Genomic DNA, 24,905 nt, shown 5'->3' on the forward strand with positions numbered 1-24,905 from the left:
GCGTTCGCATGCGACCCGACCCGACCCGACCCGGCCCGACGTGTCCGCTACCGCTACCCGCGAACGCCGACCCGATACCGCGTCGTCTGGCGATAGGTCCGGCCCGGACGAAGGATGGTTTCGTCGCGCAACGCGTCCATGTTGACCTGGTTCGGAAAGCACCCGGCTTCGACGCACAGCGCCGCGTGCCGCCGGCACGCCACGCCGCCGCTCACGCGCACGCCGTCCAGATAGTTGCCCGTATAGAGCTGCAGCCCGCGCTGGTCCGTCGATACGGCAAGCTCCCGGCCGCTTTCCGGATCGTAGATCGATGCGACGGGCCGCACGCCGCGCCCAGGGTCGCGCAGCACATAACAATGGTCGAAGCCGCGCCCGCGCGTGAGCTGCGCATGCGGCCAGTCGAGGCGCGCGCCGATCGGCGCGCTCTGCCGGAAATCGAACGCGCTACCCGTCACGTCGGCGGTGCCGGTCGGGATCAGCGCATCGTCCACTTCGACGAACGCGTCGGCGTCGATCTGCAGCAGATGGCCGCGCACGTCGCTGCCCGCGCGCCCGCTCAGGTTGAAGTAGCTGTGATTGGTCAGGTTCAGCGGCGTCGGCGCATCGGTCACGCCCGCGTAGTCGATCGTCAGCGTGCCGTCGTCGTCGAGCGTATAACGCACCTGCACCGTCACGTTGCCCGGAAATCCCGCATCGCCTTCCGGCGAATCGAGCCGCAGCGTCAGCCCGCCACGGTCGTCGACCACGTCCCAGCGCGCGCGGTGAAAGCCGCTCGCGCCGCCGTGCAGCAGGTTGCCGTTCTCGTTGCGGTCGAGCGTGTGGTCGACGCCGTCGAGCGCGAAGCGCGCATTCGCGATCCGGTTCGCCCAGCGGCCGACCGTCGCGCCGAGGTAGGCGCCCGATTCGACGTAGTCGGCCGGCGTGTCGTGCGCCAGCACGATATCGGCGAAGCGCCCGGTGCGGTCGGGGGCGAGCCACGACACGACGGTCGCGCCGAGATCGCTGACGACGACGCGCATCCCGTGCGCGTTGCGCAGCGTGTAGCGCCGCACCGGATCGCCGCCGGGCAGCGTGCCCCATGGTTCGGACGGAATGCGGCCCGCGTCGGATGCCGGGCGGGGAGAGTCGGTGTCGATATGCATGAGTGGGTTCGCTCGTGAGCGGTGAATTCAGTGGGCGGGCGCGGTGCGCTCCTGGTATTCGCGCGGGGTGCAGCCGAGTTCGCGGCGGAATACCGCGTACATGTATTGCAACGACGTGAAGCCGCAGCGGATCGCGACTTCCGCGCTCGACGCGTTGCGGCTCGCGAGCAGCGCCTGCGCGGCCTCGAGCTTGTGACGCAGGATTTCCTGGTGCACGGTGCGCTGCAGTTCGCGCCGGAAGTGCTCTTCGAGCAGCGAGCGCGACACGCCGACATAGTCGGCGACCTGTTCGGTCTTGATCCCCTGGCACGCGTACTGCCGGATGAAATGCCGCGCGCGCATCACGTGCGGGCTCGCGAGCGGCTGGTGGCGCGTCGATTCCAGCACGTTGATGCCGACCGGCGGCACGAGGATGCGCTGTCCGGGAAAACGCGCGCCGCGCAGCATCCGGTGCAGCAGGTGCGCGGCGGTGCGGCCCATTTCCTCGGTGCCCTGGATCACCGACGACAGCGGAATGCGCGTCAGCGTGCGCGTGAGCGGATCGTTGTCGATGCCGATGATCGCGACCTGTTCCGGCACCGCGATGCCGGCGAGCAGGCACGCCTGCAGCAGATGCCGCGCGCGCGCATCGGTGACCGCGATCACGCCGACCGGCTTCGGTAGCGCATGCAGCCAGCCGATCAGCTGCTCGATCGCGTGATTCCAGCCCGACGCGCTCGTCGACAGGCCGCGGTAGATCGGCGCGTCGAGCCCGTCGGCGCGCGCGAGGCGATCGAACGCGAGCTCGCGCTGCTGCGCCCAGCGGTTCTCCTGCGCGACCGGCAGGCTGTACATCGCGAAATGCGCGAGCCCCGCGCCGATCAGGTGCGTATAGGCGAGCGACACGAGCTTCGGGTTGTCGGTCGCAATATATGGGACGCCGTGCGGATACTGCGCGGGATCCTCGTACGACGAGCCGACCGCGACGATCGGCAGCGGCGAGCCGGCGAGCGCGTCGGCGACGGCCGGATCGTCGAAGTCCGCGATGATGCCGTCGCCGTCGAAGCGTTCGATGCCGGCGAGCCGGCAGCGGAAGTCGTCCTCGAGGAACAGGTCCCACACGACGCGCGTCGTGTGCAGGTACTGGCCGATGCCGCTGATGATCTCGCGGTCGTAGACCTTGTTCGCGTTGAACAGCAGCGCGATGCGGTGCGGTGTCTGGGCGGAAGAGGCGCGGGTCATGTCGGTCTCGGGGCGGGCGCCGCTCGGGCGTCTTGCCGTTGTCTCCGGGGCGCGCGGACGGTGCCGCGCGATGCTCTGGTGTCCGGCGATTGTAGGCCGGAACGCGCACCGCGCGCAGCGGCTGGCAAGAAACGTTAAGCACGCTGCGCAATTTCGCAATTGCCGGCCGGCAGGCGCGCGGGCACGATCCAGCCAACCGGATTCGGCCGCGTGCGTCGTCGTCGCGACGCGCATTGCGCCGCAACAAGACCCTGCACGGAGACGCCATGTCGTATTTCGAACACATTCCCGCGATTCGCTACGAAGGCCCGCAGTCGGACAACCCGCTGGCTTACCACCATTACGACCCCGAGAAGCGCGTGCTCGGCAAGACGCTCGCCGAGCATCTGCGGATTGCCGTCTGCTACTGGCATACGTTCGTGTGGCCGGGGCACGACATCTTCGGGCAGGGCGCGTTCCAGCGGCCGTGGCAGCAGCCGGGCGACGCGCTCGAACGTGCGCGCATGAAGGCGGACGCGGCATTCGAGTTCTTCACGAAGCTCGGCACGCCTTTCTATACGTTCCACGACACCGACGTCGCGCCGGAAGGCGACACCCTGCGCGAATACGCGGCCAACTTCGCGCGGATGGTCGACTATCTCGGCGAGCGCCAGCAGGCGAGCGGCGTGCGGCTGCTGTGGGGCACCGCGAACCTGTTCTCGCACCCGCGCTTCGCGGCGGGCGCCGCGACGAACCCGAACCCGGACGTATTCGCGTGGGCCGCGACCCAGGTGTGCCATGCGCTCGACGCGACGCACCGGCTCGGCGGCGAGAACTACGTGCTGTGGGGCGGCCGGGAAGGCTACGAGACGCTGCTCAATACCGACCTGAAGCGCGAGCGCGAGCAGTTCGCGCGCTTCCTGTCGATGGTGGTCGAGCACAAGCACCGGATCGGCTTCACGGGCGCGCTGCTGATCGAGCCGAAGCCGCAGGAGCCGACCAAGCACCAGTACGACTACGACGTCGCGACCGTGCACGGTTTTCTCGTCCAGTACGGACTGCAGAACGAGATCCGCGTGAACATCGAGGCGAACCACGCGACGCTCGCCGGTCATTCGTTCCATCACGAGATCGCGAACGCGTTCGCGCTCGGCGTGTTCGGCAGCGTCGACGCGAACCGCGGCGATCCGCAGAACGGCTGGGACACCGACCAGTTCCCGAACAGCGTCGAGGAGCTGACGCTCGCGTTCTACGAGATCCTGCGCCACGGCGGCTTCACGACCGGCGGGATGAACTTCGACGCGAAGGTGCGGCGCCAGAGCGTCGATCCCGAAGACCTGTTCTACGGCCATGTCGGCGCGATCGACGTGCTCGCGCTCGCGCTCGAGCGCGCGGCGGTGCTGGTCGAGAACGACCGGCTCGACGCGCTGCGCCGGCAGCGCTACGCGCAGTGGGACGACGCGTTCGGCCGCAAGATCCTGTCGGGCGGTTACACGCTGCAGTCGCTCGCGGACGACGCGCTCGCGCGCGGCGTGGACCCGCGGCACGCGAGCGGCGCGCAGGAGCGGCTCGAGAACATCGTGAACCAGGCCATCTACGGGCTGCGCTGACGCCATGTATCTCGGACTCGATCTCGGCACGTCGGGCGTGAAGGCGGTGCTGCTCGACCGCGACGGTGCGGTGCGGGCGAGCGCGAGCCACCCGTTGGCGGTGAGCCGGCCGCGGCCGCGCTGGTCGGAACAGGCGCCGCACGACTGGTGGGACGCCGCCTGCGGCGCGCTCGCCGCGGTCGTCGCCGATGCCCGCGCGGGCGGCATCGATCCGCGCGACATCGCCGCACTCGGGCTCACCGGCCAGATGCACGGCGCGACGCTGCTCGACGCGCATGGCGACGTACTGCGCCCCGCGATCCTGTGGAACGACGGCCGCGCCGATGCGGAGTGCGCGGAACTCGAGCGGCTCGCGCCCGCGCTGCGCACGGTGGCAGGCAACGTCGCGATGCCGGGCTTCACCGCACCGAAGCTGATGTGGGTGCGCCGGCACGAGCCCGATGTGTTCGCACGCATCGCGCACGTGCTGCTGCCGAAGGATTATCTGCGCTACCGGCTGACCGGTGCGTTCGCAACCGATCCGTCGGATGCCGCCGGCACGCTGTGGCTCGACGTCGCGAAGCGCGACTACGACGACACGCTGCTCGGCGCGTGCGGGCTGTCGCGCGCGCAGATGCCGGCGGTGTTCGAGGGCAACCGCGTGACGGGCACGCTGCTGCCGGCCGTCGCGCGCGCACTCGGGCTGCGCGAGATCCCGGTGGTGGCCGGCGGCGGCGACAACGCGGCCGGCGCGGTCGGCGTGGGGATCGTGCGGCCCGGCGATGCACTGCTGTCGCTCGGCACGTCGGGCGTGTATTTCGCGGTGTCGGACGGGTTTCGCGCCAACCCCGAATCGGCGGTGCACAGCTTCTGTCATGCGCTGCCCGATACGTGGCACCTGATGTCGGTGATGCTGAACGCGGCCGGCTGCATCGACTTCACCGCGCAACTGACCGGTTACGACGGCGTCGCGGCGCTGCTCGCCGATGCCGAGGCGAACGCACGCGCGACCCGCCCGTGGTTCCTGCCTTACCTGAGCGGCGAGCGCACGCCGCACAACGACGTGAATGCGAAGGGCGTCTTTTACGGGCTGACACCCGATACCCGGCGCGCGGATCTCGCGAACGCGACGCTCGAAGGCGTCGGCTTCGCGCTGCTCGACGGCATCGACGCGCTGCATGCGGCCGGGCTCGAGCCCGCCGGCATCACGGTGATCGGCGGCGGCTCGCGCAGCGCTTACTGGACGCAGATGCTCGCCGACCTGAGCGGACGCGCGCTGACGCTGCGCGCGGGTGGCGAGGTCGGTCCGGCGCTCGGTGCCGCGCGCCTTGCTCGCCTCGCGCTCGAACCGGATACGCCGCTCGGCGACGTGTGCCCGCAACCGCCGGTCGTCGCGGTGCGCGAGCCCGATCTCGCGCGGCACGCGTGGTACCGCGACATGCGGCGGCCGACGTTTCGTGCGCTTTATCGCGCGCTCGAACCGGTGTTCGCGACGGGTGCGTGACGCGCGGATGGCGCGCGCGGTTCGCATCGCACGATGCCGCGCGTTGCGAGGACTCGATGCGGGCGGCGCACTCATGCGCCCGCCCGATGTTCGTGAGGTTGTTCGACAAGTTCGATAACAAGGAGTGGAGACAATGAAATCCGTGACGCGTCGTACCGTATTGAGTTCGCTTGCCGGCGCCGCTGCGCTGGCGATGTTCGCGCTGGGCGCGCCGCTCGCGCATGCGAGCAAGGACAAGCCCGAGATCGGCTTCTGCATCGACGACCTGCGCGTCGAGCGCTGGTCGCGCGATCGCGACTATTTCGTCGCGGCCGCGACGAAGCTCGGCGCCAAGGTATCCGTACAGTCGGCCGACGCGAGCGAGGCGCGGCAGATCTCGCAGATCGAGAACCTGATCTCGCGCGGCGTCGACGTGATCGTGATCGTGCCGTTCAATTCGAAGACGCTCGGCAACGTCGTCGCCGAAGCGCGCAAGGCCGGCATCAAGGTCGTGTCGTACGACCGCCTGATCCTCGACGCGGACGTCGACGCGTACATCTCGTTCGACAACCAGAAGGTCGGCGAACTGCAGGCGCAGGGCGTGTTCGACGCGAAACCGAAGGGCAATTATTTCCTGCTCGGCGGCGCGCCGACCGACAACAACGCGAAGATGCTGCGCGAGGGCCAGCTGAAGGTGCTGAAGCCGGCGATCGACCGCGGCGACATCAAGGTCGTCGGCCAGCAATGGGTGCCGGAGTGGAGCGCATCGACCGCGCTGCGGATCGTCGAGGATGCGCTGACCGCGAACAACAACAAGATCGATGCGATCGTCGCGTCGAACGACGGCACCGCGGGTGGCGCGATCCAGGCGCTCGCCGCGCAGCATCTGGCCGGCAAGGTGCCCGTGTCCGGGCAGGATGCGGACCTCGCTGCCGTCAAGCGCGTGATCGCCGGCACGCAGACGATGACCGTCTACAAGCCGCTGAAGCTGATCGCGAGCGAAGCCGCGAAGCTCGCGGTCGATCTCGCGAAGGGTACGAAGCCCGCGTTCAACGCGCAATACGACAACGGCAAGATGAAGGTCGACACGGTGCTGCTGCAGCCGACGCTCCTGACCAGGCGCAACGTCGACGTCGTCGTGAAGGACGGCTTCTACACCCAGGCCCAGCTCGCGAGCCAGTAACCGCTCGATGGGCATGATGCACGCGGCCGGCGAGGTGCGGCCGCACATGGTCCGGCCGCGTGCGCACTGCGAGGCAATGAACGTATGACCGAACCCTTGCTGACGATGCGCGGCATCGTCAAGGCATTCGACGGCGTGAAGGCGCTCGACGGCATCGACCTGACCGTGCGCCCCGGCGAGTGCGTCGGCCTGTGCGGCGAGAACGGCGCCGGCAAGTCGACGCTGATGAAAGTGCTGTCGGGCGTCTACCCGCACGGCACGTGGGACGGCGAGATCCGCTGGGAAGGCGCGCCGCTCGTTGCGTCCGGCGTGCGTGACACCGAACGCGCGGGCATCGTGATCATCCACCAGGAACTGATGCTGGTGCCCGAGCTGTCGGTCGCCGAGAACATCTTCCTCGGCAACGAGATCACGCTGCCCGGCGGGCGCATGCACTATGCGGAGATGGTGCGGCGTTCGGAAGCGCTGCTGCGCGAGCTGCGGATCGACGCGATCAACGTCGCGCAGCCGGTGATGAACTACGGCGGCGGCCATCAGCAGCTGATCGAGATCGCGAAGGCGCTGAACAAGCGCGCGAAGCTGCTGATCCTCGACGAGCCGTCGTCGTCGCTGAGTGCCGCCGAGACGCGCATCCTGCTCGACATCGTGCGCGACCTGAAGCGCCGCGGCGTCGCGTGCGTATACATCTCGCACAAGCTCGACGAAGTCGACGCAGTGTGCGACACGGTGACCGTGATCCGCGACGGCCGCCATGTCGCGACCGAGCCGATGCGTGCGCTGACCACCGACCGGATCATCGCGATGATGGTCGGCCGCGAGATCCGCAACCTGTATCCGCGCGAGCCGCACGAGATCGGCGACGTCGTGCTGGAGGCGCGCAACGTGACCTGTCACGACGTGGCGAACCCGCGCCGCAAGCGCGTGGACGACGTGTCGTTCAGCGTGCGGCGCGGCGAGATCCTCGGCGTCGCCGGGCTCGTCGGCGCGGGTCGCACCGAGTTGATGCAGGCGATCTTCGGCGCGTATCCGGGCGCGAGCACGGCGACCGTGCGGCTGAATGGCCAGCCGCTCGCGATCCGCTCGCCGGCCGATGCGATCCGCGCGGGCATCGCGATGGTGCCGGAGGATCGCAAGCGCCACGGGATCGTGCCGCAACTCGGGGTCGGCCACAACATCACGCTGTCGGTGCTGCGCCGGTTCGCCGCGCGCGGGCGGATCGACGCGGCCGCCGAACTCGATGCGATCCGCACCGAGATGCAGCGGCTGTCGGTGCGCGCGGCACACCCGTTCCTGCCGATCGCGAGCTTGTCCGGCGGCAACCAGCAGAAGGCCGTGCTCGCGCGGATGCTGCTGGCCGACCCGCAGGTGCTGATCCTCGACGAACCGACGCGCGGCGTCGACGTCGGCGCGAAGGCCGAGATCTACCGGCTGATCTTCGCGCTCGCGAAACGCGGCGTCGCGCTGATCGTCGTGTCGTCGGAGCTGCCGGAAGTGCTCGGGCTCGCCGATCGTGTGCTGGTGATCGGCGAAGGCGAGCTGCGCGGCGATTTCGTCAACGACGGTCTCACGCAGGAACAGATCCTCGGCGCCGCGCTGAAGCCCGCGCGGCTGCCGTCCGAACCCATTGCAGCGAGTGCGCCATGAATACCGAACTGTCTTCTTCTCCCGCCGTGCCGCCGGGCGCCGACGCGCGTCGCACGCACGGCCATCCGCTGCGCCAGGTGTTCGTGCGCTACAAGGTCCTCGCGCTGCTGTTCGCGGTCGCGGCGATCTGGGTGTTCTTCTCGGTGCTGACCGACGGCGCGTTCGTCACGCCGCGCAACGTGTCGAACCTGCTGCGGCAGATGTCGATCACCGGGATGCTCGCGTGCGGCATGGTGTTCGTGATCATCGCGGGCGAGATCGACCTGTCGGTCGGCTCGCTGCTCGGGCTGCTCGGCGGTGTCGCGGCGATCCTCGACGTCAATCGGCACTGGCCGGTCGCCGTGACGGTGCCGGCGGTGCTCGCGCTCGGCGTGCTGGTCGGGCTGTTCAACGGCTGGTGGTCGACCTACCGGCGGGTGCCGTCGTTCATCGTCGGGCTGGGCGGGATGCTCGCGTTCCGCGGGATCCTGCTCGGCGTGACGGGCGGCTCGACGATCGCGCCGGTGTCCGACGGCTTCGTGTTCATCGGCCAGGGCTATCTGCCGCGCGCGGCCGGCGACGGCCTCGCGGTGCTGCTGTTCGCGCTCGTCGCGCTGCTGGTGCTGCGGCAGCGCGCCATGCGGCACCGCTACCGGCTCGCCGTCGCGCCGCTATGGCAGGACGTCGCGAAGGTCGTCGGCGCCGGGGCCGTGCTGTTCGCGTTCGTCGCGACGCTCGACCGCTACGGCGGCATCCCGGTGCCGGTGTTGCTGCTGCTCGCGCTGCTCGGCGCGTTCTCGTGGATCGCGACGCAGACCGTGTTCGGCCGGCGCATCTATGCAGTGGGTTCGAACCTGGAGGCGACGCGGTTGTCGGGCGTCGACACCGATCGCGTGAAGCTCGCGATCTTCGCGCTGATGGGGCTGATGTGCGCGTTCGCGGGCATCGTCAACACCGCGCGGCTCGCGGCCGGCTCGCCGTCGGCCGGCACGATGGGCGAGCTCGACGCGATCGCCGCGTGCTTCATCGGCGGCACGTCGATGCGCGGCGGGTCGGGCACCGTCTACGGCGCGCTGATCGGCGCGCTCGTGATGGCGAGCCTCGACAACGGGATGTCGATGCTCGACGTCGACGCGTACTGGCAGATGATCGTCAAGGGCGCGGTGCTGGTGCTGGCCGTGTGGATCGATGTGGTGTCGCGCTCGAACCGGCGCTGAGGCGGCGTTCTACCGCGCCTGCGCCTCGATGAAATCGACGCACGCCCGCGGCGGCGCCGGCACGAAGCGCCGCCGCGGGTAATACGGATAACCCCGCGCGGGCGTCCGGCGACGGGCCGTTGACCTGCGCGACGCCTGAATGCAGCGAAATCCGGCGCCCGTTCCGCGACTACGTACGGTCGCGATGGCGCGCGCGCGTCGCGCCGGTGATCACCGCGATGCCGAACAGAATGACGGCGACGATCTCGATGATGTGCTGCGACACATGCAGCGTCATCAGGCCCCATGCCACGCCGGCGATGAAAACGATCCATCCGAGCAGGTAGATAAGCAGGGTCATCACTTTTCTCCTGTAATTGTGGGTCATGACGCCGGTTGCCTGCGTTGCAACATTTGCCGGGCAACCGGCAATCCGGGATGTGCGCATATTTCGTACCCGGTGCGGCCGCGTCGTGCCCGGGCCGCGGGCGAGGCTGCCTGCGTAGTGGTCGAATCGCGCTACGACGCTGCCGTGACGTCGGCCGGCGCCAGCCCGATTCGGCGCTCACGCATGCGATCCTCGACGTCGTTCTGGCCCGCGCGGCGGACATGGAAGGCGACGAAACGGGAAGTCCGAGACGCCTTTTTTGAAAATCCGGTGAGGGGCCAACGGCAATTTGCGGACACGCTATCCCCGAGGCAGTGGCATAGCGTCGTGGATCTCACCGGATCGATCGTGCGCAGGCGTCTACGTCGGACACGAACATCAGGATCGCGCGGCGAGCCAGTTCCGAACGAGTCGCGCAACCTGCTTCCGGCGCTCGATCATCACCATGTGCCCTTCGCCTGGCAGCGCATGATGGGTCACCGACGGCACCCACGCGGAAGTTTCGAGCGCCGCGTCGGCGAAGATTGGGTCGTCGGCGCCGCCGACGATCAACGTATCCGCGCGGATCCGCCGCGGCCACGGCGAATCGTCGCGCGCATCGTCACGCAATGCGCGCAGCGTGCGGACAATGACGTGTCGTTCGTTGACCGATGACGCGACGTGGCGGCGTCGACTGAACAGCGCCGCGCGCAGGAGCATGTTGCGCCAGCTGGCGCGGAAGCATCCGGACATCGTTTCGAGCAGACGGACGAAATCGGAGCGGGTCGTATGCACGATTTGCTGCTCGATGAGCCGGTAGCCTTTCGGGGCGAGGCGATGCGCGCTCGACACCAGCCCGAGTCGCGAGACGCGTTCCGGGTGGGCGGCCGCGAGGCGCGCCGCCACGACGCCGCCGAACGAGATGCCGATGAGCGTCGTGCACTGCCAATGCGCGGCGATGCCGCGCGCGAGATGCTCGACGATGTCGGCGATCCGGTATTGCGCACCGGGCTTGTCAGGATACCCGAGCAGGACGAATGGCGTGTCGGGCGGCAAGATACCGGCGACGCGGAGCAGGTCGCGCCGCAGCCGGCGCTTGGTCGTCTTCGAGACGAAGGCTTGTCCGCCGTTTAGTACGATGACCGCGGGTGGTTCGCTACCCACCTGTGCGGCCAGGATGCCGCCGTCCAGCTGCATCGTTCGAACGCGACGAGCACCGATCCGGAACGCGGTCGATTCGTCCGGTATGCGGTTCATGCGCTACCTCCTGATGAAAAGGTGCCGGCATCAACGCCGGGCAAGCGTGCCGACGGTTAATGGCTTATAGGCTCCGTCGGCAATTCAAAATATGACGGATGTCCGTCGTACGCACTGAAACAGAAAATGCCCGATGCGGCGCAGCGGGCGTTCTGGCGTCTGGTTACCGTTAGGTTCAGTAACGGACTATCGATTAAAGACCACGCTTTAAACGCCCTGCATAATCACTGGCTGCTTCATTCAGTGAATAGCAGGTGTCGATTGTCGCGATCAGCTCCTCCACGAACCACGGAAGGACGAGCGTCGTTTCTGCGCTCGACAAACCGACCTTCACGCGCTGCGAAGCGTAATCCGGTTGAGGTAGCGTCACGGGCAGAGCGCCATTGGATTGCGAGGTGTCAGCCGCAATGGCTTGCGTGTTCGAAATCTGCGCGCTTATCAAAAGCGCAAATGCGATGATTGCGTGTCGGACAGGTTTCTTCATTTTTCGCCATTCCCTGCGAGAAAATATGAATCGGAAAAGCAGGGAAATGATCCTAGCGAATCCGCTGCGCGAAAAGTATGTGAAATTTGTCATTATCTGTGCGAAAGCTCATGCTGAGTGTCCGGGTGGACACATTCACTCGGACCCAGACGACCGAGAAGCGAGACCTTCGAAGCAGAACGGCGATTGGCCGCTGACGGGAAACCGAATCGAACTGGAACGCGTAGGCGATCGACGCAAACCGGCTACGCGGTGCGCCCGGCGTGACCCACGGGCTGTCGCAGGAGCTGACGGATATGGCGCGATCGAACAGGTCGTTCAGCGCGCGCGCTCGAATGGGTAATGAAGCGCCGCGTCCGCACCGATGTCCGACGTGAACGACGGTGCGAACGGATCGTGTTTGCCCGGCACCGTATCGCGGACGCTGCCGTGGTTCCCGGTCATCGCGACGAAGCGGTAGCCGCCGACGCCGCCCACGGGCGGCGCCGTCGCAAGGATCGATGGCCGATGCCGGTTACGATGCCGACAACCTGACCGACACCCCCGTCGCCGTATAAACCGGCGTCGACTTGAACCCGTCGACCGTCACCGTCGAGAACTTCGCGGAAGCCGCCGCGCCGTCGATCAGCGCGATCGTGTCGCCGGCCTTCGGCGCATAGCCGTTCACGAACTTCACGTGCAGCGTGCCGCCGGCGACGGTGAGCGGGCCGCCCACGCGCAGGCGTCCGCCGCCGTTGCCGTCGATGTCGAGTTCGAGCGTCGTGTCGTCGAGCTGGGTGTAGCGCGTCGCGACCGTGACCGGTGCGCTTGCCGCGATCTTCACGCTGCCGCCGGCCCCGACGTACACGTCGCCGGTGCCGAACGCGCTAGCCGATGCCGCGGCGAGCGTGCCGCCGCTGACCTGCGTGCCGCCCGTATAGCGGTTGTCGCCCGCCAGCGTCAGCGTGCCGGTGCCTTGCAGCGTCAGCTTGCCCGCGCCCGCGATGTCGTTGCGCCACTGGTCGGCCGCATTGAGCCCGCCCTGCGACGCATCCATCGACACGATCACGTTGCCGTTGAACGCGCCGTAGCCGTCGCCCGCGGCGAACAGGTTCAGGCGGCCCCAGCCTTCCGCATCGTCCATCACCGGATAGCCGGACTGCACTTCGGTGGTCTTCAGCACGACGCGCCGCTGGTCGGCGCTCAGGTACGGGAAGCGCGTCTGCAGCAGAACCTCCGCGCCCTTCGGCACGACGGGCGGCGCGTCGGTCGATTCGATCGCGCCGAAGCCGAACGTCATGCGGCGCGTGAAAGCGGCCTTGTTGGTCGCGTAATCAGCGAAGCGGTCGGTGGCCGTCGTGCCCGAATGCGCGAACGCGGCGAAGGTCGCGCCGGTCGTCCCCGTGAGTTGCTGAAGCGCCTGGTGAGCCTGACCGTACGCGGCCTGCGCGTCGCTCGCGTACGCGGTGAGGTTCGCCGCGCTGATGGCCAGCGCGAGCATGCGGCCGCCGATCACGTCGAGCGGCGAGTGCATGCCGGCGAGGATCCGGTTCTCGCCCAGTTCGAGGCCGCGGCTGACCATCTCCTGGAAGCGCTCCGGCACGAGCCACGCCATCGTCATCGCGTCGCGCATCGCTTCGGCCGTGTGGCCGCTGATGAAGCCGCCGTCGGTCGCGGGCGTCGTGCTTTCCGCCGGCACGAGCGTCGGCGCGACGACCACGCTCGCGCTCCAGCGGTACGGCCGTGCGTACTTGTAGAAGCGCTTCGACGGTTCGGTCGACGCGTTGTTGCCCATTTCGTTGAGCAGGTCGACGACTTTCCCGAAGTTCGCGTTGGCGCTGCTGCCGACGCCGACGTTGTTGCCGCTGTCGTTGTACAGCACCGTGGTGGCGTCGGCGGGCACGCTGGTGATGCTGGTCGTCTGCTGTGCGGCCGTGCGCCACGCGTCGGTGAGCGGGCCCATGCCGTCGGTCACGCTGTAGCCCTTGCCGCGGCGGTCGTCGAAGTAGGCGGCATCGGCCTGCTGTTGCGTGCGCGCGGTCGTTGCGTTGATCACGTATTGAACGTTGGCCGCGAGCACCGTGTCGTTCAGGATCGTGCCGCACGGCGTGCCGCTGCCGGGCAGGCCCGAGCAGGTCGACGGCGAGATCGCCGGGAACGTGCCGTTCGCGGCCGCGGTCACGCCCGCGTCGACGAGCATCGTCGACGGCTGCCACAGGTCGAGGAAGCGGCTCACCACGCGTACCGCGGCGTTGGTCGACAGCGTCGCATAGCGCGCGTCGCCGCGCTGGTTGGTCGCGATGTTGTCGACGAAGGCCGGCACGCTCGGCACGGGCGCGCTGTCGACGAAGCCGGGGTCGGCCGGCGGCGCCGGCATGGCCGCGCTGGTCGGGGTGGTCGACGCGACATCGTCGCCGCCGCCGCACGCGGCGAGAACGATCGCACTCGACAGCGCTGCGACGTGCAGCGGGAAACGGCTTCGTGACGCAAACATGCAAAACTCCATCCGGTGTGTTGAAGATGGCGGATTGTCGTGGGCGATCGTGACGCAGCCGTTAAGGATTTGTTGCGGGGCGCGGTCGAAGCACGCGAATGCTCACTATTTGGTGAATTCGTGATACTGAACGTGATGGACGAGGCGAGCGGGCCATCGGCGGCGCATCGCAACGCGCCGGCCATGCGTGCGTCCGGCCGGGCATGTGTTCCCCGGAACGACGACGATAACCGGCGCGATCACGCCGCCTCGGCGGCCGATTCCGCGTCGGCGCGGCTCACGCGGTTTCTGCCGTGCCGCTTGGCCGCATAGAGCGCAAGGTCCGCCTGATGCGACAGCGCATGCACGGTCCGCGGGTGCGCGCGATGGCCGGTCGCGCAGCCGATGCTGACCGTGAACGGCGGAATCGTTGCATCGAAGCCGTCGAGCCGGCTGTGTTCGACGGCGCGCCGGATCGCTTCCGCGACTTCCGCGGCGCCGCTTTCGTCCGTATCGGGCAGCACCGCGACGAATTCCTCGCCGCCGTAGCGTGCAGCGATGTCGCCGCGCCGCCGCACGTTCGCGCGGATGCATTCGGCGAGAAAGCGCAGCGCCGTGTCGCCTTGCGCATGGCCGTAGCGGTCGTTGTATTGCTTGAAGTGGTCGGCGTCGATGAACAGCACCGACAGGCTGCCGCCGCTGCCGCGCTGCAGCCGCGCCCATTCGTCGGCGAGCGCCGCATCGAGCGCGCGGCGGTTGTGCAGGCCCGTCAGCGGATCGGTGCGCGTCTGGTCGGTGAGCAGCGTCTGCTTGCGCAGGTTGTCGCGCAGCGCGAACGCGAGCAGCCACACCACCGCGCAGAACAGCGCGCCGATGACGGACGCCGACACGCCGACCGTCCACGTCAGGCGCGTGATGCCGGCCAGCACATCGCCCTCGGCCGGGGCCACGACCGCGATCAACGGCGTGCCGGGCACGTGCTGGTACGTATAGAGCCGCGCGACGCCGTCGATGCTCGAGCGCGCCGCATAGAAGCCCGAGTCGCGGCTCAGCATCTGCACGAACGACTTCGTGCGGCGCAGCCGGCCGATCTGCTGATCGCTCAACGGCGGGTTTCTTGCGAGGATCGTGCCGTCCGCGCGCAGGATCGCGCTGACGCCGTGCGGTCCGACGTTCAGGCGCGACAGCAGGTGATCGAAGTAGGCGAGGTCGATCGCGACCACCACGATGCCGTCGAACGAGTGATCCGGCCGTTCGATGCGCCGCGACAGCGCGATGGATCTCGTGCCGCCGCGCGAACGCGCGCTATACGCCTCGGACACGTAGAGGCCGACGTTGTGCGCATCGCGATGAACCTTGAAGTAGTCGCGATCGCTGAAATCCCAGTTGTGGAGCGGGCCGCAGCATCCGTCGATCTGCCGGCCGTCGCGGTTCGTCACGCCCATGCCGGTCATGTATTGCGCGGTCGTGCGCTCGAACAGCACGTCGTGACGCAGCCCGGTGTCGATGCGCGCGACCGCGGGGTTGCGGAGGTTGGCGGCGAGTGCGACGAGCGCATTGTTGGACGTTTCGACGGTGCGCCCGATCTCGCTGACCAGGACGGCGGCGACGTTGCGCGACGTCTCGTGCGCATGTTCGACCACTTCGCTGCGTGCGGCCCACAGCGTGGCCGCGCTGATGCCGAGCGCCGCCAGCGACATCAGCGTGCCCAGCACGCCGACGATCAAGTAATTGCGGCCGGCCCAGTCGGCAATTTTCTCGATCGAAGTGGGTGCAGGCATGGCTGGCGCTCGTGCGGGAAGCTCGCTGCGTCTGCAGCGGCGCGGGTCAAATCCGGGTTAACGGCAAGTATGCCCGGAAATCGAGGCAGATTTGCGCCGCGATCGCCGCACCCGGCGCCGCAAACGTGTGCGGCAGCGGCGCACCGCGCAACGGGCATGCAGCCGCGGCGACGCCGGGCGGCTGCACGCGCCGGCGCGGGATCAGTCGAGCCCGCCCTGGCACAGGTACTTGATCGACAGGTAGTCGTCGAGGCCGTAGCGCGAGCCTTCGCGGCCGTAGCCCGATTCCTTCACGCCGCCGAACGGCGCGGCCTCGCTCGCGAGCGCGCCTTCGTTGATCCCGACGATGCCGGTTTCGAGCCGCGCCGACACGCGCGCGATGCGCCGCACGTCCTGCGTGTAGAAATACGCGGCAAGCCCGAACGGCGTGTCGTTCGCGGCGTCGACGGCTTCGTCCTCGGTATCGAACCGGAACAGCGCGGCGACCGGGCCGAAGGTTTCCTCGCAGGTCAGCTGCATGTCGGCGGTGGCGTCGGCGAGCACCGTCGGCGCGTAGTAGTGCGGCCCGAGTTCGGTCAGGCGCGTGCCGCCCGTCAGCACGCGCGCGCCGCGCTCGATCGCGTCACCGACGTGGCGCGCGATCTTGTCGACCGCGCGCGCGTTGATCATCGGGCCGATCTGTGCGGCCGGGTCGGTTGCAGGCGCAACCTTCAGCGCGGCAACGCGCGCGGCGAGCTTCGCGGCGAAGGCCTCGTAGACGCCGGCCTGCACGTACACGCGGTTCGGCGACACGCAGGTCTGGCCGCCGTTGCGGAACTTGGCGGCCATCAGCCCGTCGACCGCGGCGTCGAGTTCGGCATCGTCGAACACGATGAACGGCGCATTGCCGCCGAGCTCCAGCGACAGCTTCTTCAGCGTCGCGGCCGACTCGCGCGCGAGCAGCTTGCCGACGGGCGTCGAGCCGGTGAACGTGATCTTGCGCACGCGGCCGTCGGCGAGCCAGTCGGCCACCGCGTCGATGCCGCGTTCGCGCGACGCGGCGATCAGGTTCAGCACGCCGGGCGGCACGCCGGCTTCCTGCGCGAGGAAGGCCAGCGCGAGCGCGGTGAGCGGCGTGTCCTCCGCCGGCTTCGCGACGACCGTGCAGCCGGCCGCGAGCGCGGGCGCGATCTTGCGCGCGATCATCGCGAGCGGGAAATTCCACGGCGTGATCGCGGCGACGATGCCGATCGGCTCCTTCACCGCACTCAACCGCTTGCCGCGCTGCTGCTGCGGAATCAGGTCGCCATACGTGCGCGTCGCTTCCTCGGCGAACCACTGCACGTACGACGCGCCATAGGCGACTTCGCCGCGCGCTTCGGCGAGCGGCTTGCCCTGTTCGCGCGACATCAGCTTCGCGAGATCGTCGGTGTGCGCGACGATCGCCGCGTGCCACGCACGCAGGATCGCGGCGCGTTCGCGCGCGGGCGTCGCGCGCCAGCCGGGCAGCGCGCGTGCGGCCGCGTCGGTCGCGGCGCGCGCGTCGGCGGCGCCGCTGTCGGGTGCGTGGGCAACGAGGTCGAGCGTCGCCGGATCGGTGACGTCGAAGCGACGGCCGTCGAGCGCGTCGCGCCAGGCGCCGTCGATCAGGTTGGCGGTGCGAACGAGTTCGGTGCGGGACAGCGTAAGCGGCATGACAGGTCCTTGGGTGAGGCGGTTCGGCGGCGACGCCGGCGCGCGACGACCCCGCGCGGACAGCGGGCTGCCGCGTTCAAGGGTGCCGCGTGCCGCGGTCAGTGCCGTTCGCCGAACAGCGATTCGAGCGGGTAGTGCCGTTTGACGAACGGCGACTTGATGATCACGTAACTGAAATACTTCTCGATGCCGATGTTCTGCTCGAGCAGCCCTTCGACGATCGTCTGGTAATGGCTCACGCTGCGCGTGATGAACTTCAGCAGATAGTCGTAGCCGCCGCTCGCGAGGTGGCATTCGACGATCTCGTCGACGTTGCGGATCGCCGCGACGAAGCGGTCGAAGTCCTCGCGCCGGTGGTCGGCCAGCGTGACCTCGGTGAACACGACCTGCACGTCGCCGAGCTTCTCGAGCTGGATGTGCGCGCCGTAGCCGCCGATGTAGCCGGCCTTCTCGAGCCGCTTCACGCGGATCAGGCACGGGCTCGGCGACAGCCCGACCGCATCGGCCAGCTCGACGTTGGTCATGCGGCCGCGCTTCTGCAACTGGGAGAGGATGCGCAGGTCGATGCGATCCAGCTTGCTGTCCGTCATGGTTACGTGAGAGGGGAAAAAATGGAATGTCCGGTTACTTTAGAGTCGAACGATGGCCGCCACAAGCCCGGCTTTCCCTCGGCCCGTCAGGCCGGCTGCGCGTGCGCGACGTCGAGCGCGCGCTGCACGCCCGGGTCGGCCAGCACGTCGTCGAGCGTCTTGCGCACGCGTTCGAACATCAGGTCGAACTCGCCCGCGGTGAAGCTCAGCGCCGGCGCGAAACCGAGCACGCCATCGCCGAACGCGCGAAACACCACGCCGTTCGCGTACGCGGCCGCCGCGATCTTGTCCGGCACGTTCAGCGCCGGGTCGAAGCGCGTCTTGTGCGCCTTGTCGGCCACCAGCTCGAGCGCGCCGAGCAGGCCGGCCGAACGCGCGTCGCCGACGAGCGGATGCGCGCGCAGCGCATCGAGCCCCGCCGCGAAGCGCGGCGCCAGCGCCTGGCCGTTCGCGAGCAGCCCGCCTTCGTGATAGAGCTTCAGCACCTCGAGGCCGATCGCCGCGCTGACCGGATGCGCGGAATACGTATGCCCGTGACCGACCGCGGCCGACTCCGCGCGGCTGCCCGCGATGCCTTCGTAGATTTCGTCGGACATCAGCACCGCGCCCATCGGCGCGTAGCCGGCGGTCAGGCCCTTCGCGACGGTCATCAGGTCCGGGTCGACCTGTTCGGTCTCGCACGCGAACAGCGGGCCCGTGCGGCCGAAGCCGGTGATCACCTCGTCGGCGACGAACAGGATGCCGAGGCGCCGGCACGCGTCGCGCATTGCCTTCAGCCAACCGGCCGGCGGCACGATCACGCCGCCGGAACCCTGCACCGGTTCGCAGAAGAACGCGGCGACGTTGTCCGCGCCGAGTTCGGCGACTTTCGCTTCCAGCGCGGCGACCGACGCGCCGATCAGCGCCTGCGGATCGTCGCCGAGCGGATGGCGGTACGGGTAGGGCGACGGGATGTGGTGCTGGTCCGCGCGCGGCAGGTCGAAATGACGGTGGAACGCCGGCAGCGCGGTCAGGCCGGCGCCGATCGACGACGAGCCGTGATAGCCGCGTTCGAGCGCGATCATGTGCTTCTTCGACGGGCGGCCGGTCGCGTTGAAATAGTGCGTGATGAAGCGCACCGCGGAGTCGACCGCGTCCGAGCCGCCGAGCGTGAAGTACACGCGGTTCAGCGAAGGCGGCGCGAGCGCGGCGAGCCGCTCGGCCAGCTCGATCGCCGGTTGCGAGCCGAAATGGAAATAGCCGGTCGCGTAGGGCAGCTTCGCCATCTGGTCGGCGGCGGCCTTCACGATGCTGTCGCGGCCGTAGCCGACGTTCACGCACCACAGGCCCGAGAACGCATCGAGCAGCGTATGGCCGTCGGCGTCGCGCAGGAACACGCCGCTCGCGGAGTCGAGCACGGTGACGCCGCGCGCCTCGTGCACGCGGTAGTTGACGACGGGGTGGATCAGGTGTTGACGATCGGCTTCGATCAGCGCGGCTTGGTTCATGGCGGGGAGGGACTCTCGTCGGGTGTCAGCGTGAGTTCATGCTACCGGGCGAGAAATCCGCACGTGTCTTCAATTTGCGCCCTGAAACGTATGAAAACGGTGTTTGCACGGGACGCTTCGGCATTTTCTGCTGCGCGCCCCGCCGGGGCGGGCGCGCGCGTCAGTAGCCGCGCGCGCGATCGACGACGCCGATCATCGGCTGGCCCGCGCGGTGGCGCGCGAGGTTCGCGAGCACGGCGTCGACCGCGGTATCGGGCCGCGTCGCGCTCGCAATGTGCGGCGTGATCCGGATACGCGCGTGGGTCCAGAACGGGTGGCCGGCCGGCAACGGCTCGGGGTTCGTCACGTCGAGGATCGCGCTGTCGAGCCGGCCGCTCGCGAGCGCCGCGAGCAACGCGGCCTCGTCGAGCTGCGGGCCGCGCCCGACCTGCACGAGCGACGCGCCGGCCGGCAGCGCGTCGAACACGCGTGCGCCGAGCAGCCCGCGCGTGCCGTCGGTGAGCGGGAGCAGGCAGATCAGGATGTCGGTGCGGGCGAGGAACGCGTCGAGTGCCGCGTCGCCCGCGTAGCAGTCGATGCCGTCGAGCGTGCGCGGCGTGCGGCTCCAGCCGGCGCACGGGAAGCCGAAGCGCCGCAACGTGTCGAGCACGGCCTGGCCGAGCGTGCCGAGCCCGAGCACGCCGACGCGCCGCGACGCGGCCGCGCGCACCGGCCGCTCGCGCCACACCTGCGCGCGCTGCTGCGTCGCGTAGTCGAACAGGTCGCGGTGGATCGTCAGCACCGCCTGCGTCACGTACTCGACCATCCCTTCGACGATGCCCGGCTCGATCATCCGCACGACCGGGATGTGCGCGGGCACGCGCGACAGGTCGAACTGGTCGATGCCGGCGCCGACGGAGAACACGACCTCGAGATTCGGCAGCAGCGCGGCCGGATCGTCGGGCGGCTGCCAGGCGGCGAGATAGCGGACGGTTTCAGGGTCGCCGAGGTCCGGCCAGATCCGGAACGGGAGGTCGGGCGCCTGTTGCGCGAAGCGCTGCGCCCATTGCGCGCCGCGCACCGGGTCGGCCTTGTAGAGAAAGCTCATCGCGCGTGCCGCTCAGCCGAGCGCCTGGTTCACGATCGCGAACGTGCGCAGCGCCGGGTCGCGCGCGGGCGCCGCGCCGCGCGCCATCGCGACGACCGTGTCGACGCGCGGCAGCCCGAGCCCCTGCAGCCAGTCGGACAGCCCGCTGTCGCCCGGCACGTCGAGCCGCACGAACATCCCTTCGTGCAGCGCGAGCCAGTGGCTGATCAGCGCCTGCGCGCGCAGCGCGTCGGGCGCGACCACCGGGCCGATCACATGGCCGCGGCCGAAGCGGCGGAACAGCGCGAAGCCGAGCAGCTCGCCGTCGCGATCGAGCGCGATCCCGTTCGCGACGCCGAGCAGCGCATCGATCACCGCGTCGCGCGGATAACCTGCCGCGCGCGAGGCGAGCGCCGCGAGGCGCGGGCCGTCGTTGGTGCCGAGCGGGCGCAGGCGCTCGCCCGGCGGCAGCGAGATCAGCGGCGGCTGGAACGCGGCGCCCTGGTGCTGGTCGATCGTGCCGATCGCCTCGAAGCCGAATTTCACGTAGAGCGGTTCGCCGGACGGCGTCGCATGCAGGAAGATCGTGCGCGCGCCGAGGCTGTCGACGACGCGCGCGAGCAGTTCTCGGCCGATGCCGCGGCTCTGGCGCTCGGGCGACACGATCACCATGCCGAGCGATGCGTGCGCGTCGCCGAATCGCCAGCCGAGCGCGGTGCCGACGATGCCGCCTTCGTCTTCGGCGACGAAGCCGTGGCCGAGCTGGAGCGCGAAGCGCCAGTCGTCGAGACGGTGCGGCCACTTGACCGCTTCCGACAGACGATGCGCGGCGGGCAGGTCGGTGTCGGTGAACGGACGATAGATGAGCGTGCTGGAAGGGTTGAGATCGGACACGCCGGACTCCGGATGGGTAGGAATGACATATCGACTCTGCCAGCGACACCGCGGCGCGGATAGGACGATTCGCCTGTTTTCCGGCGGCGGCGGGCGGCCGGGCGAGATCGACGCAAACCGGCGCGATCGGCGCGCGCGAACGCGCGCTTCATGCCGGCGCGGCCCGCCAATCCGACAGCTTCTGCTGTGGGAATGACACTACGATGGAACTGCAGCGGCGCCGCCCGGGCGAGCCGCGCCGGGCCCGCCGGGTAGTTGGCGCGCCGCGGTTGCGCGAAGCCTGCCGGGGCGGCCCGCGGCGCCGCGCGCGACCGTGCCGCAGATCGTGCTGCCCGCGGCCCGCAACACGCGGCGAATCTGCGTTTCGACCGGCGTCGAACGATGCGCGACGGATTTTTTGCCCTGATTCAATTGCGTTGAACCCAGCCCGTCCCCGGCCCTGCCGGGGTTTCATACCGACAGGACCTCACCATGATCCAATTTGAACCGAAGTTCATCACGTTCGACTGCTACGGCACGCTGACCCGCTTCCAGATGGCCGACCTGGCGCGCGAGATCTACGCGGACCGGCTGTCGCCGGTCGCGATGGAGGATTTCGTGCGCGCGTTCGCCGCCTATCGGCTCGACGAGGTGCTCGGGGCGTGGAAGCCGTACCGCGACGTCGTCGTCAACGCGATCCGGCGCACCTGCGCGCGCATCGGCACGCCGTTCGACGAAGCCGAGGCCGAGCGCTTCTATCATGCGGTGCCGACGTGGGGCCCGCATCCGGACGTGCCGGCCGGCCTGTCGCGGCTCGCGCAGAAGTACAAGCTCGTGATCCTGTCGAACGCCATGGACGAGCAGATCATGAGCAACGTCGACAAGCTCGGCGCGCCGTTCCATGCAGTGTTCACCGCGCAGCAGGCGCAGTCGTACAAGCCGCGCATGCAGGGCTTCGAATACATGTTCGGCAAGCTCGGCTGCAAGCCCGAGGACGTGCTGCACGTGTCGTCGAGCCTGCGCTACGACCTGATGACGGCCGAGGATCTCGGCATCAAGCACAAGGCGTTCGTCAATCGCGGGCACGAGCCGGGCACGCCGTTCTACAACTATTACGAGGTGTCGGACATCGGCCACCTCGCGACGCAGCTCGGGCTGTAAGCGCCGCCGCCGCGCCGGCGGGCGGCTGCGCGCCCTGCGCGCGCGGCCGTGCCGGGCAGGCCTGTCGGCACGGCCAAGAGGGGCGCGACGGCCTTGCCGCTTTACGCGTCCGCTCACCGCACGAACCGAGGGTAATTACCGATACGGCGCCATTCAAGGCGGGGCCGTCCGAGCCGATATATGTACCGAACGGTTAATATCGCGAGGCCCCCCGCATGAAGTTGTCCACGAAACTGCTGATGCTCGTCGTCGCGGCGCTGCTCGGCGTTGCATTGCTCGCCGCGATGTCGCTGCACACGCTGCGCGACGCGCTGATCGACAGCCGTCGTGACGAGATCGTCATTCTGCTCACCAAAGCCGAGCATCTGGTCGACTCGTATCGCGCGATGCAGGCGAGCGGAACGCTCACCCGGGAGCAGGCCCAGCAGCAGGCCAAGGCCGCGTTGTCGGCGCTCAATGCGAATTCGAAGAGCTACTACTGGGTGACGACGTCCGACGGCGTCAACCTCGTGCATCCGAACGCGAAGTTCATCGGCACCCGCGCCAAGGGCAACCGCACGACCAGCGGCCTGACCGACAGCGAGGCGTACCGCGCCGGAATGGCCCAGGCGCATTTCGCGCTCGTCGACGTGCTGATCAAGCGCAGCCCGGACGCGGACGTGGAGCCGAAACTGCAGGGCGTGGTCGCCGTTCCGGACTGGGACTGGTGGATCGGCACCGGATTCTTCTACGACGACATCAACGCGGCGTTTGCGCGGCTCGCGCAGGTGCTCGGCGCCATCACGCTCGTCATCGCCGCGGCGCTCGCGGCGATCGCGTGGGGGGTGTTGCGCAGCGTCCGGCGGACGCTGGGCGGCGAGCCCGCGCAGGCGGCCGGGATCGCGGCCCGCATCGCCGCCGGCGAACTGGACGTGCAGTTCGATACGGCGCACGCCGCGCCGGGCAGCCTGCTCGTCGCGCTCGGCGACATGAAGGCGCGACTGACCGAAACCATCGCCGACATCCAGACCACGACCCGCTCGATCGCCGTCGGCACCGGCGAGATCGCGCAAGGCAACCTGGACCTGTCCCAGCGCACGGAGGAACAGGCCGCGTCGCTGCAGCAAACGGCCGCCAGCATGGAGCAGATCACGTCGACGGTCAAACAGAATGCCGACAATGCGCGTCAGGCGAACGCGCTCGTGACCCACGCGAAGGAGGCGACCGAACTCGGCGGCGCCGCCGTGCGGGAAGTCGTCGAAACGATGCGGCAGATTTCGGACGGATCGGTGCGGATCGCCGACATTACCGTCGTGATCGAGAGCATCGCGTTCCAGACCAACATTCTCGCGCTCAATGCCGCGGTCGAAGCCGCGCGGGCCGGTGAGGAAGGACGCGGGTTCGCGGTCGTGGCCGCGGAGGTCCGCTCGCTCGCGCAACGCAGCGCGGCGGCCGCGAAAGACATCAAGGGATTGATCGAGGCGTCGGTCGAGCGGGTCGGCAGCGGCAGCCGGCTCGTCGAGACGGCGGGCGCGCGCATGACGGAGATCGTCCGGTCGATCGACCGGGTCGCCGACATCATGGGCGAGATTACCGCGGCATCCGCCGAGCAAAGTACCGGCATCGAACAGATCGGCCTGGCGGTCGCGCAGATGGACGAAGTGACCCAGCAGAATGCCGCGCTGGTGGAGCAGGCCGCCGCGGCCGCGTCCTCGCTGGATGAACAGGCGGCACGGTTGAGGGCCGCCGTGTCGGTGTTCAGGCTGACGGCTTGATTGCTCGACTGTCTGACTCTGACTGCGTGACTGCGTGACTGCGTGACTGCGTGACCGCCAGACTGCGTGACCGCCCGACTGCCCGACTGCCCGACTGCCCGACTGCCCGGCTGCCTGATTGCTCGACGTCTGACTGCCCGACCGCCTGACCGCCCGACCGCTGACCGCCGCGTGCGCACCCGCCGGCAACGCCATCACCTCGTTTTCCTGACGCCACGCCGGCAAGTGTTCGGCGTGGTGCTCACCAACCTGCCGGCGCCGACCGCGTCGCAGCGGGGAGTCGCGGCTTGACGGCCCGTCACGGGTTCGTGCCCGGCGTCGGATCATCCGGCCGCATCCCTGTTGTCCGCCCGTCGTCCGGCAAAGCCGCTTCGACGTCGCGGCAATCTCCTGACCTTTCATGCGCCGGGCGTCCTCGCGGCCGGCGCCCGCCGTCCGATGCGCGCGCGACGTCCCGGTCGTACCGGGCGCCGCGGGCCGCGAGCGCGCATTCCACACAAACATGCGGTTTGCGAGTGTCGAACGCGTTTCGGATGCCGCGCG

20 protein-coding genes are annotated in these 24,905 nt (G+C 69.0%); 7 read left to right on the forward strand and 13 right to left on the reverse strand.

Translation table 11 applies throughout. The features are described from left to right. Positions 1 to 53: 53 nt before the first annotated feature. Both DID99_RS10835 and DID99_RS10840 read right to left on the reverse strand, forming a co-directional pair. Positions 54 to 1,142, reverse strand: a complete 1,089-nt coding sequence (locus tag DID99_RS10835) for an aldose epimerase family protein (protein ID WP_124666639.1) — start codon at positions 1,140 to 1,142, stop codon at positions 54 to 56. Between the two features lie 27 nt (positions 1,143 to 1,169). After that, positions 1,170 to 2,363 carry a DNA-binding transcriptional regulator gene (locus DID99_RS10840; RefSeq protein ID WP_124522717.1) on the reverse strand — a complete coding sequence of 398 codons (1,194 nt, stop codon included), beginning with the start codon at positions 2,361 to 2,363 and terminating at the stop codon, positions 1,170 to 1,172. A gap of 266 nt (positions 2,364 to 2,629) precedes the next feature. Here DID99_RS10840 and xylA point away from each other — a divergent pair, with 266 nt between their 5' ends. From xylA to DID99_RS10870, 5 genes are all read left to right on the forward strand, one after another. Further along, positions 2,630 to 3,952: a xylose isomerase gene (gene xylA / locus DID99_RS10850; protein ID WP_124519871.1), complete on the forward strand. Its 1,323-nt coding sequence runs from the start codon at positions 2,630 to 2,632 to the stop codon at positions 3,950 to 3,952. A gap of 4 nt (positions 3,953 to 3,956) precedes the next feature. Continuing rightward, positions 3,957 to 5,435 carry a xylulokinase gene (gene xylB, locus DID99_RS10855; protein WP_124666640.1) on the forward strand — a complete coding sequence of 493 codons (1,479 nt, stop codon included), beginning with the start codon at positions 3,957 to 3,959 and terminating at the stop codon, positions 5,433 to 5,435. A 133-nt stretch (positions 5,436 to 5,568) separates the two neighbouring features. Continuing rightward, positions 5,569 to 6,597, forward strand: coding sequence for a D-xylose ABC transporter substrate-binding protein (gene xylF / locus DID99_RS10860; protein ID WP_124519869.1), 1,029 nt, complete (start codon positions 5,569 to 5,571; stop codon positions 6,595 to 6,597). A gap of 84 nt (positions 6,598 to 6,681) precedes the next feature. Beyond that, complete coding sequence (xylG, locus tag DID99_RS10865; protein WP_124666641.1) at positions 6,682 to 8,241, forward strand: D-xylose ABC transporter ATP-binding protein; 1,560 nt, start codon at positions 6,682 to 6,684, stop codon at positions 8,239 to 8,241. Further along, positions 8,238 to 9,437 carry a sugar ABC transporter permease gene (locus DID99_RS10870; RefSeq protein ID WP_124666642.1) on the forward strand — a complete coding sequence of 400 codons (1,200 nt, stop codon included), beginning with the start codon at positions 8,238 to 8,240 and terminating at the stop codon, positions 9,435 to 9,437. Before xylG ends, DID99_RS10870 begins: the two co-directional genes overlap by 4 nt. 169 nt (positions 9,438 to 9,606) lie before the next feature. Here the strand turns inward: DID99_RS10870 and DID99_RS37210 are convergent, their stop codons facing one another. The 11 genes from DID99_RS37210 to DID99_RS10920 form a co-directional block, all read right to left on the reverse strand. Then, on the reverse strand, positions 9,607 to 9,777 hold the full coding sequence (locus DID99_RS37210) for a hypothetical protein (protein WP_185640854.1): 171 nt from the start codon (positions 9,775 to 9,777) through the stop codon (positions 9,607 to 9,609). Between the two features lie 405 nt (positions 9,778 to 10,182). Next, entirely contained in the window at positions 10,183 to 10,980 is a 798-nt protein-coding gene (locus DID99_RS10875) for an alpha/beta fold hydrolase (protein ID WP_185733756.1), read from the reverse strand. A gap of 253 nt (positions 10,981 to 11,233) precedes the next feature. Beyond that, complete coding sequence (locus DID99_RS10880) at positions 11,234 to 11,524, reverse strand: hypothetical protein (protein WP_124666644.1); 291 nt, start codon at positions 11,522 to 11,524, stop codon at positions 11,234 to 11,236. A gap of 318 nt (positions 11,525 to 11,842) precedes the next feature. Further along, complete coding sequence (locus tag DID99_RS37215; RefSeq protein WP_185733757.1) at positions 11,843 to 12,001, reverse strand: hypothetical protein; 159 nt, start codon at positions 11,999 to 12,001, stop codon at positions 11,843 to 11,845. A 37-nt stretch (positions 12,002 to 12,038) separates the two neighbouring features. Continuing rightward, positions 12,039 to 13,997 carry a phosphatase PAP2 family protein gene (locus DID99_RS10890; RefSeq protein WP_124666645.1) on the reverse strand — a complete coding sequence of 653 codons (1,959 nt, stop codon included), beginning with the start codon at positions 13,995 to 13,997 and terminating at the stop codon, positions 12,039 to 12,041. Positions 13,998 to 14,236: 239 nt separating this feature from the next. Continuing rightward, on the reverse strand, positions 14,237 to 15,757 hold the full coding sequence (locus DID99_RS10895; RefSeq protein WP_124666646.1) for a GGDEF domain-containing protein: 1,521 nt from the start codon (positions 15,755 to 15,757) through the stop codon (positions 14,237 to 14,239). Positions 15,758 to 15,958: 201 nt separating this feature from the next. Then, positions 15,959 to 17,431 carry an NAD-dependent succinate-semialdehyde dehydrogenase gene (locus tag DID99_RS10900; RefSeq protein ID WP_124570956.1) on the reverse strand — a complete coding sequence of 491 codons (1,473 nt, stop codon included), beginning with the start codon at positions 17,429 to 17,431 and terminating at the stop codon, positions 15,959 to 15,961. Positions 17,432 to 17,529: 98 nt separating this feature from the next. Then, positions 17,530 to 18,021 carry an Lrp/AsnC family transcriptional regulator gene (locus tag DID99_RS10905; protein ID WP_006749694.1) on the reverse strand — a complete coding sequence of 164 codons (492 nt, stop codon included), beginning with the start codon at positions 18,019 to 18,021 and terminating at the stop codon, positions 17,530 to 17,532. An 86-nt stretch (positions 18,022 to 18,107) separates the two neighbouring features. Next, a complete protein-coding gene (locus DID99_RS10910) occupies positions 18,108 to 19,508 on the reverse strand; it encodes an aspartate aminotransferase family protein (RefSeq protein WP_124666647.1) in 1,401 nt (466 codons plus the stop codon). Positions 19,509 to 19,668: 160 nt separating this feature from the next. Then, on the reverse strand, positions 19,669 to 20,595 hold the full coding sequence (locus DID99_RS10915; RefSeq protein ID WP_124522706.1) for a glyoxylate/hydroxypyruvate reductase A: 927 nt from the start codon (positions 20,593 to 20,595) through the stop codon (positions 19,669 to 19,671). Between the two features lie 12 nt (positions 20,596 to 20,607). Then, on the reverse strand, positions 20,608 to 21,468 hold the full coding sequence (locus DID99_RS10920) for a GNAT family N-acetyltransferase (protein ID WP_044844273.1): 861 nt from the start codon (positions 21,466 to 21,468) through the stop codon (positions 20,608 to 20,610). 471 nt (positions 21,469 to 21,939) lie between these two features. On the opposite strand from DID99_RS10920, the gene DID99_RS10925 reads away from it, so the two are divergent. Both DID99_RS10925 and DID99_RS10930 read left to right on the forward strand, forming a co-directional pair. Next, positions 21,940 to 22,608: a haloacid dehalogenase type II gene (locus DID99_RS10925; protein WP_044844272.1), complete on the forward strand. Its 669-nt coding sequence runs from the start codon at positions 21,940 to 21,942 to the stop codon at positions 22,606 to 22,608. Positions 22,609 to 22,823: 215 nt separating this feature from the next. Further along, positions 22,824 to 24,362: a methyl-accepting chemotaxis protein gene (locus tag DID99_RS10930; protein ID WP_124487277.1), complete on the forward strand. Its 1,539-nt coding sequence runs from the start codon at positions 22,824 to 22,826 to the stop codon at positions 24,360 to 24,362. Positions 24,363 to 24,905 lie beyond the last annotated feature (543 nt).

It is taken from the genome of Burkholderia sp. Bp8986 (assembly GCF_003854225.1).
Taxonomy (GTDB): Bacteria; Pseudomonadota; Gammaproteobacteria; order Burkholderiales; family Burkholderiaceae; genus Burkholderia.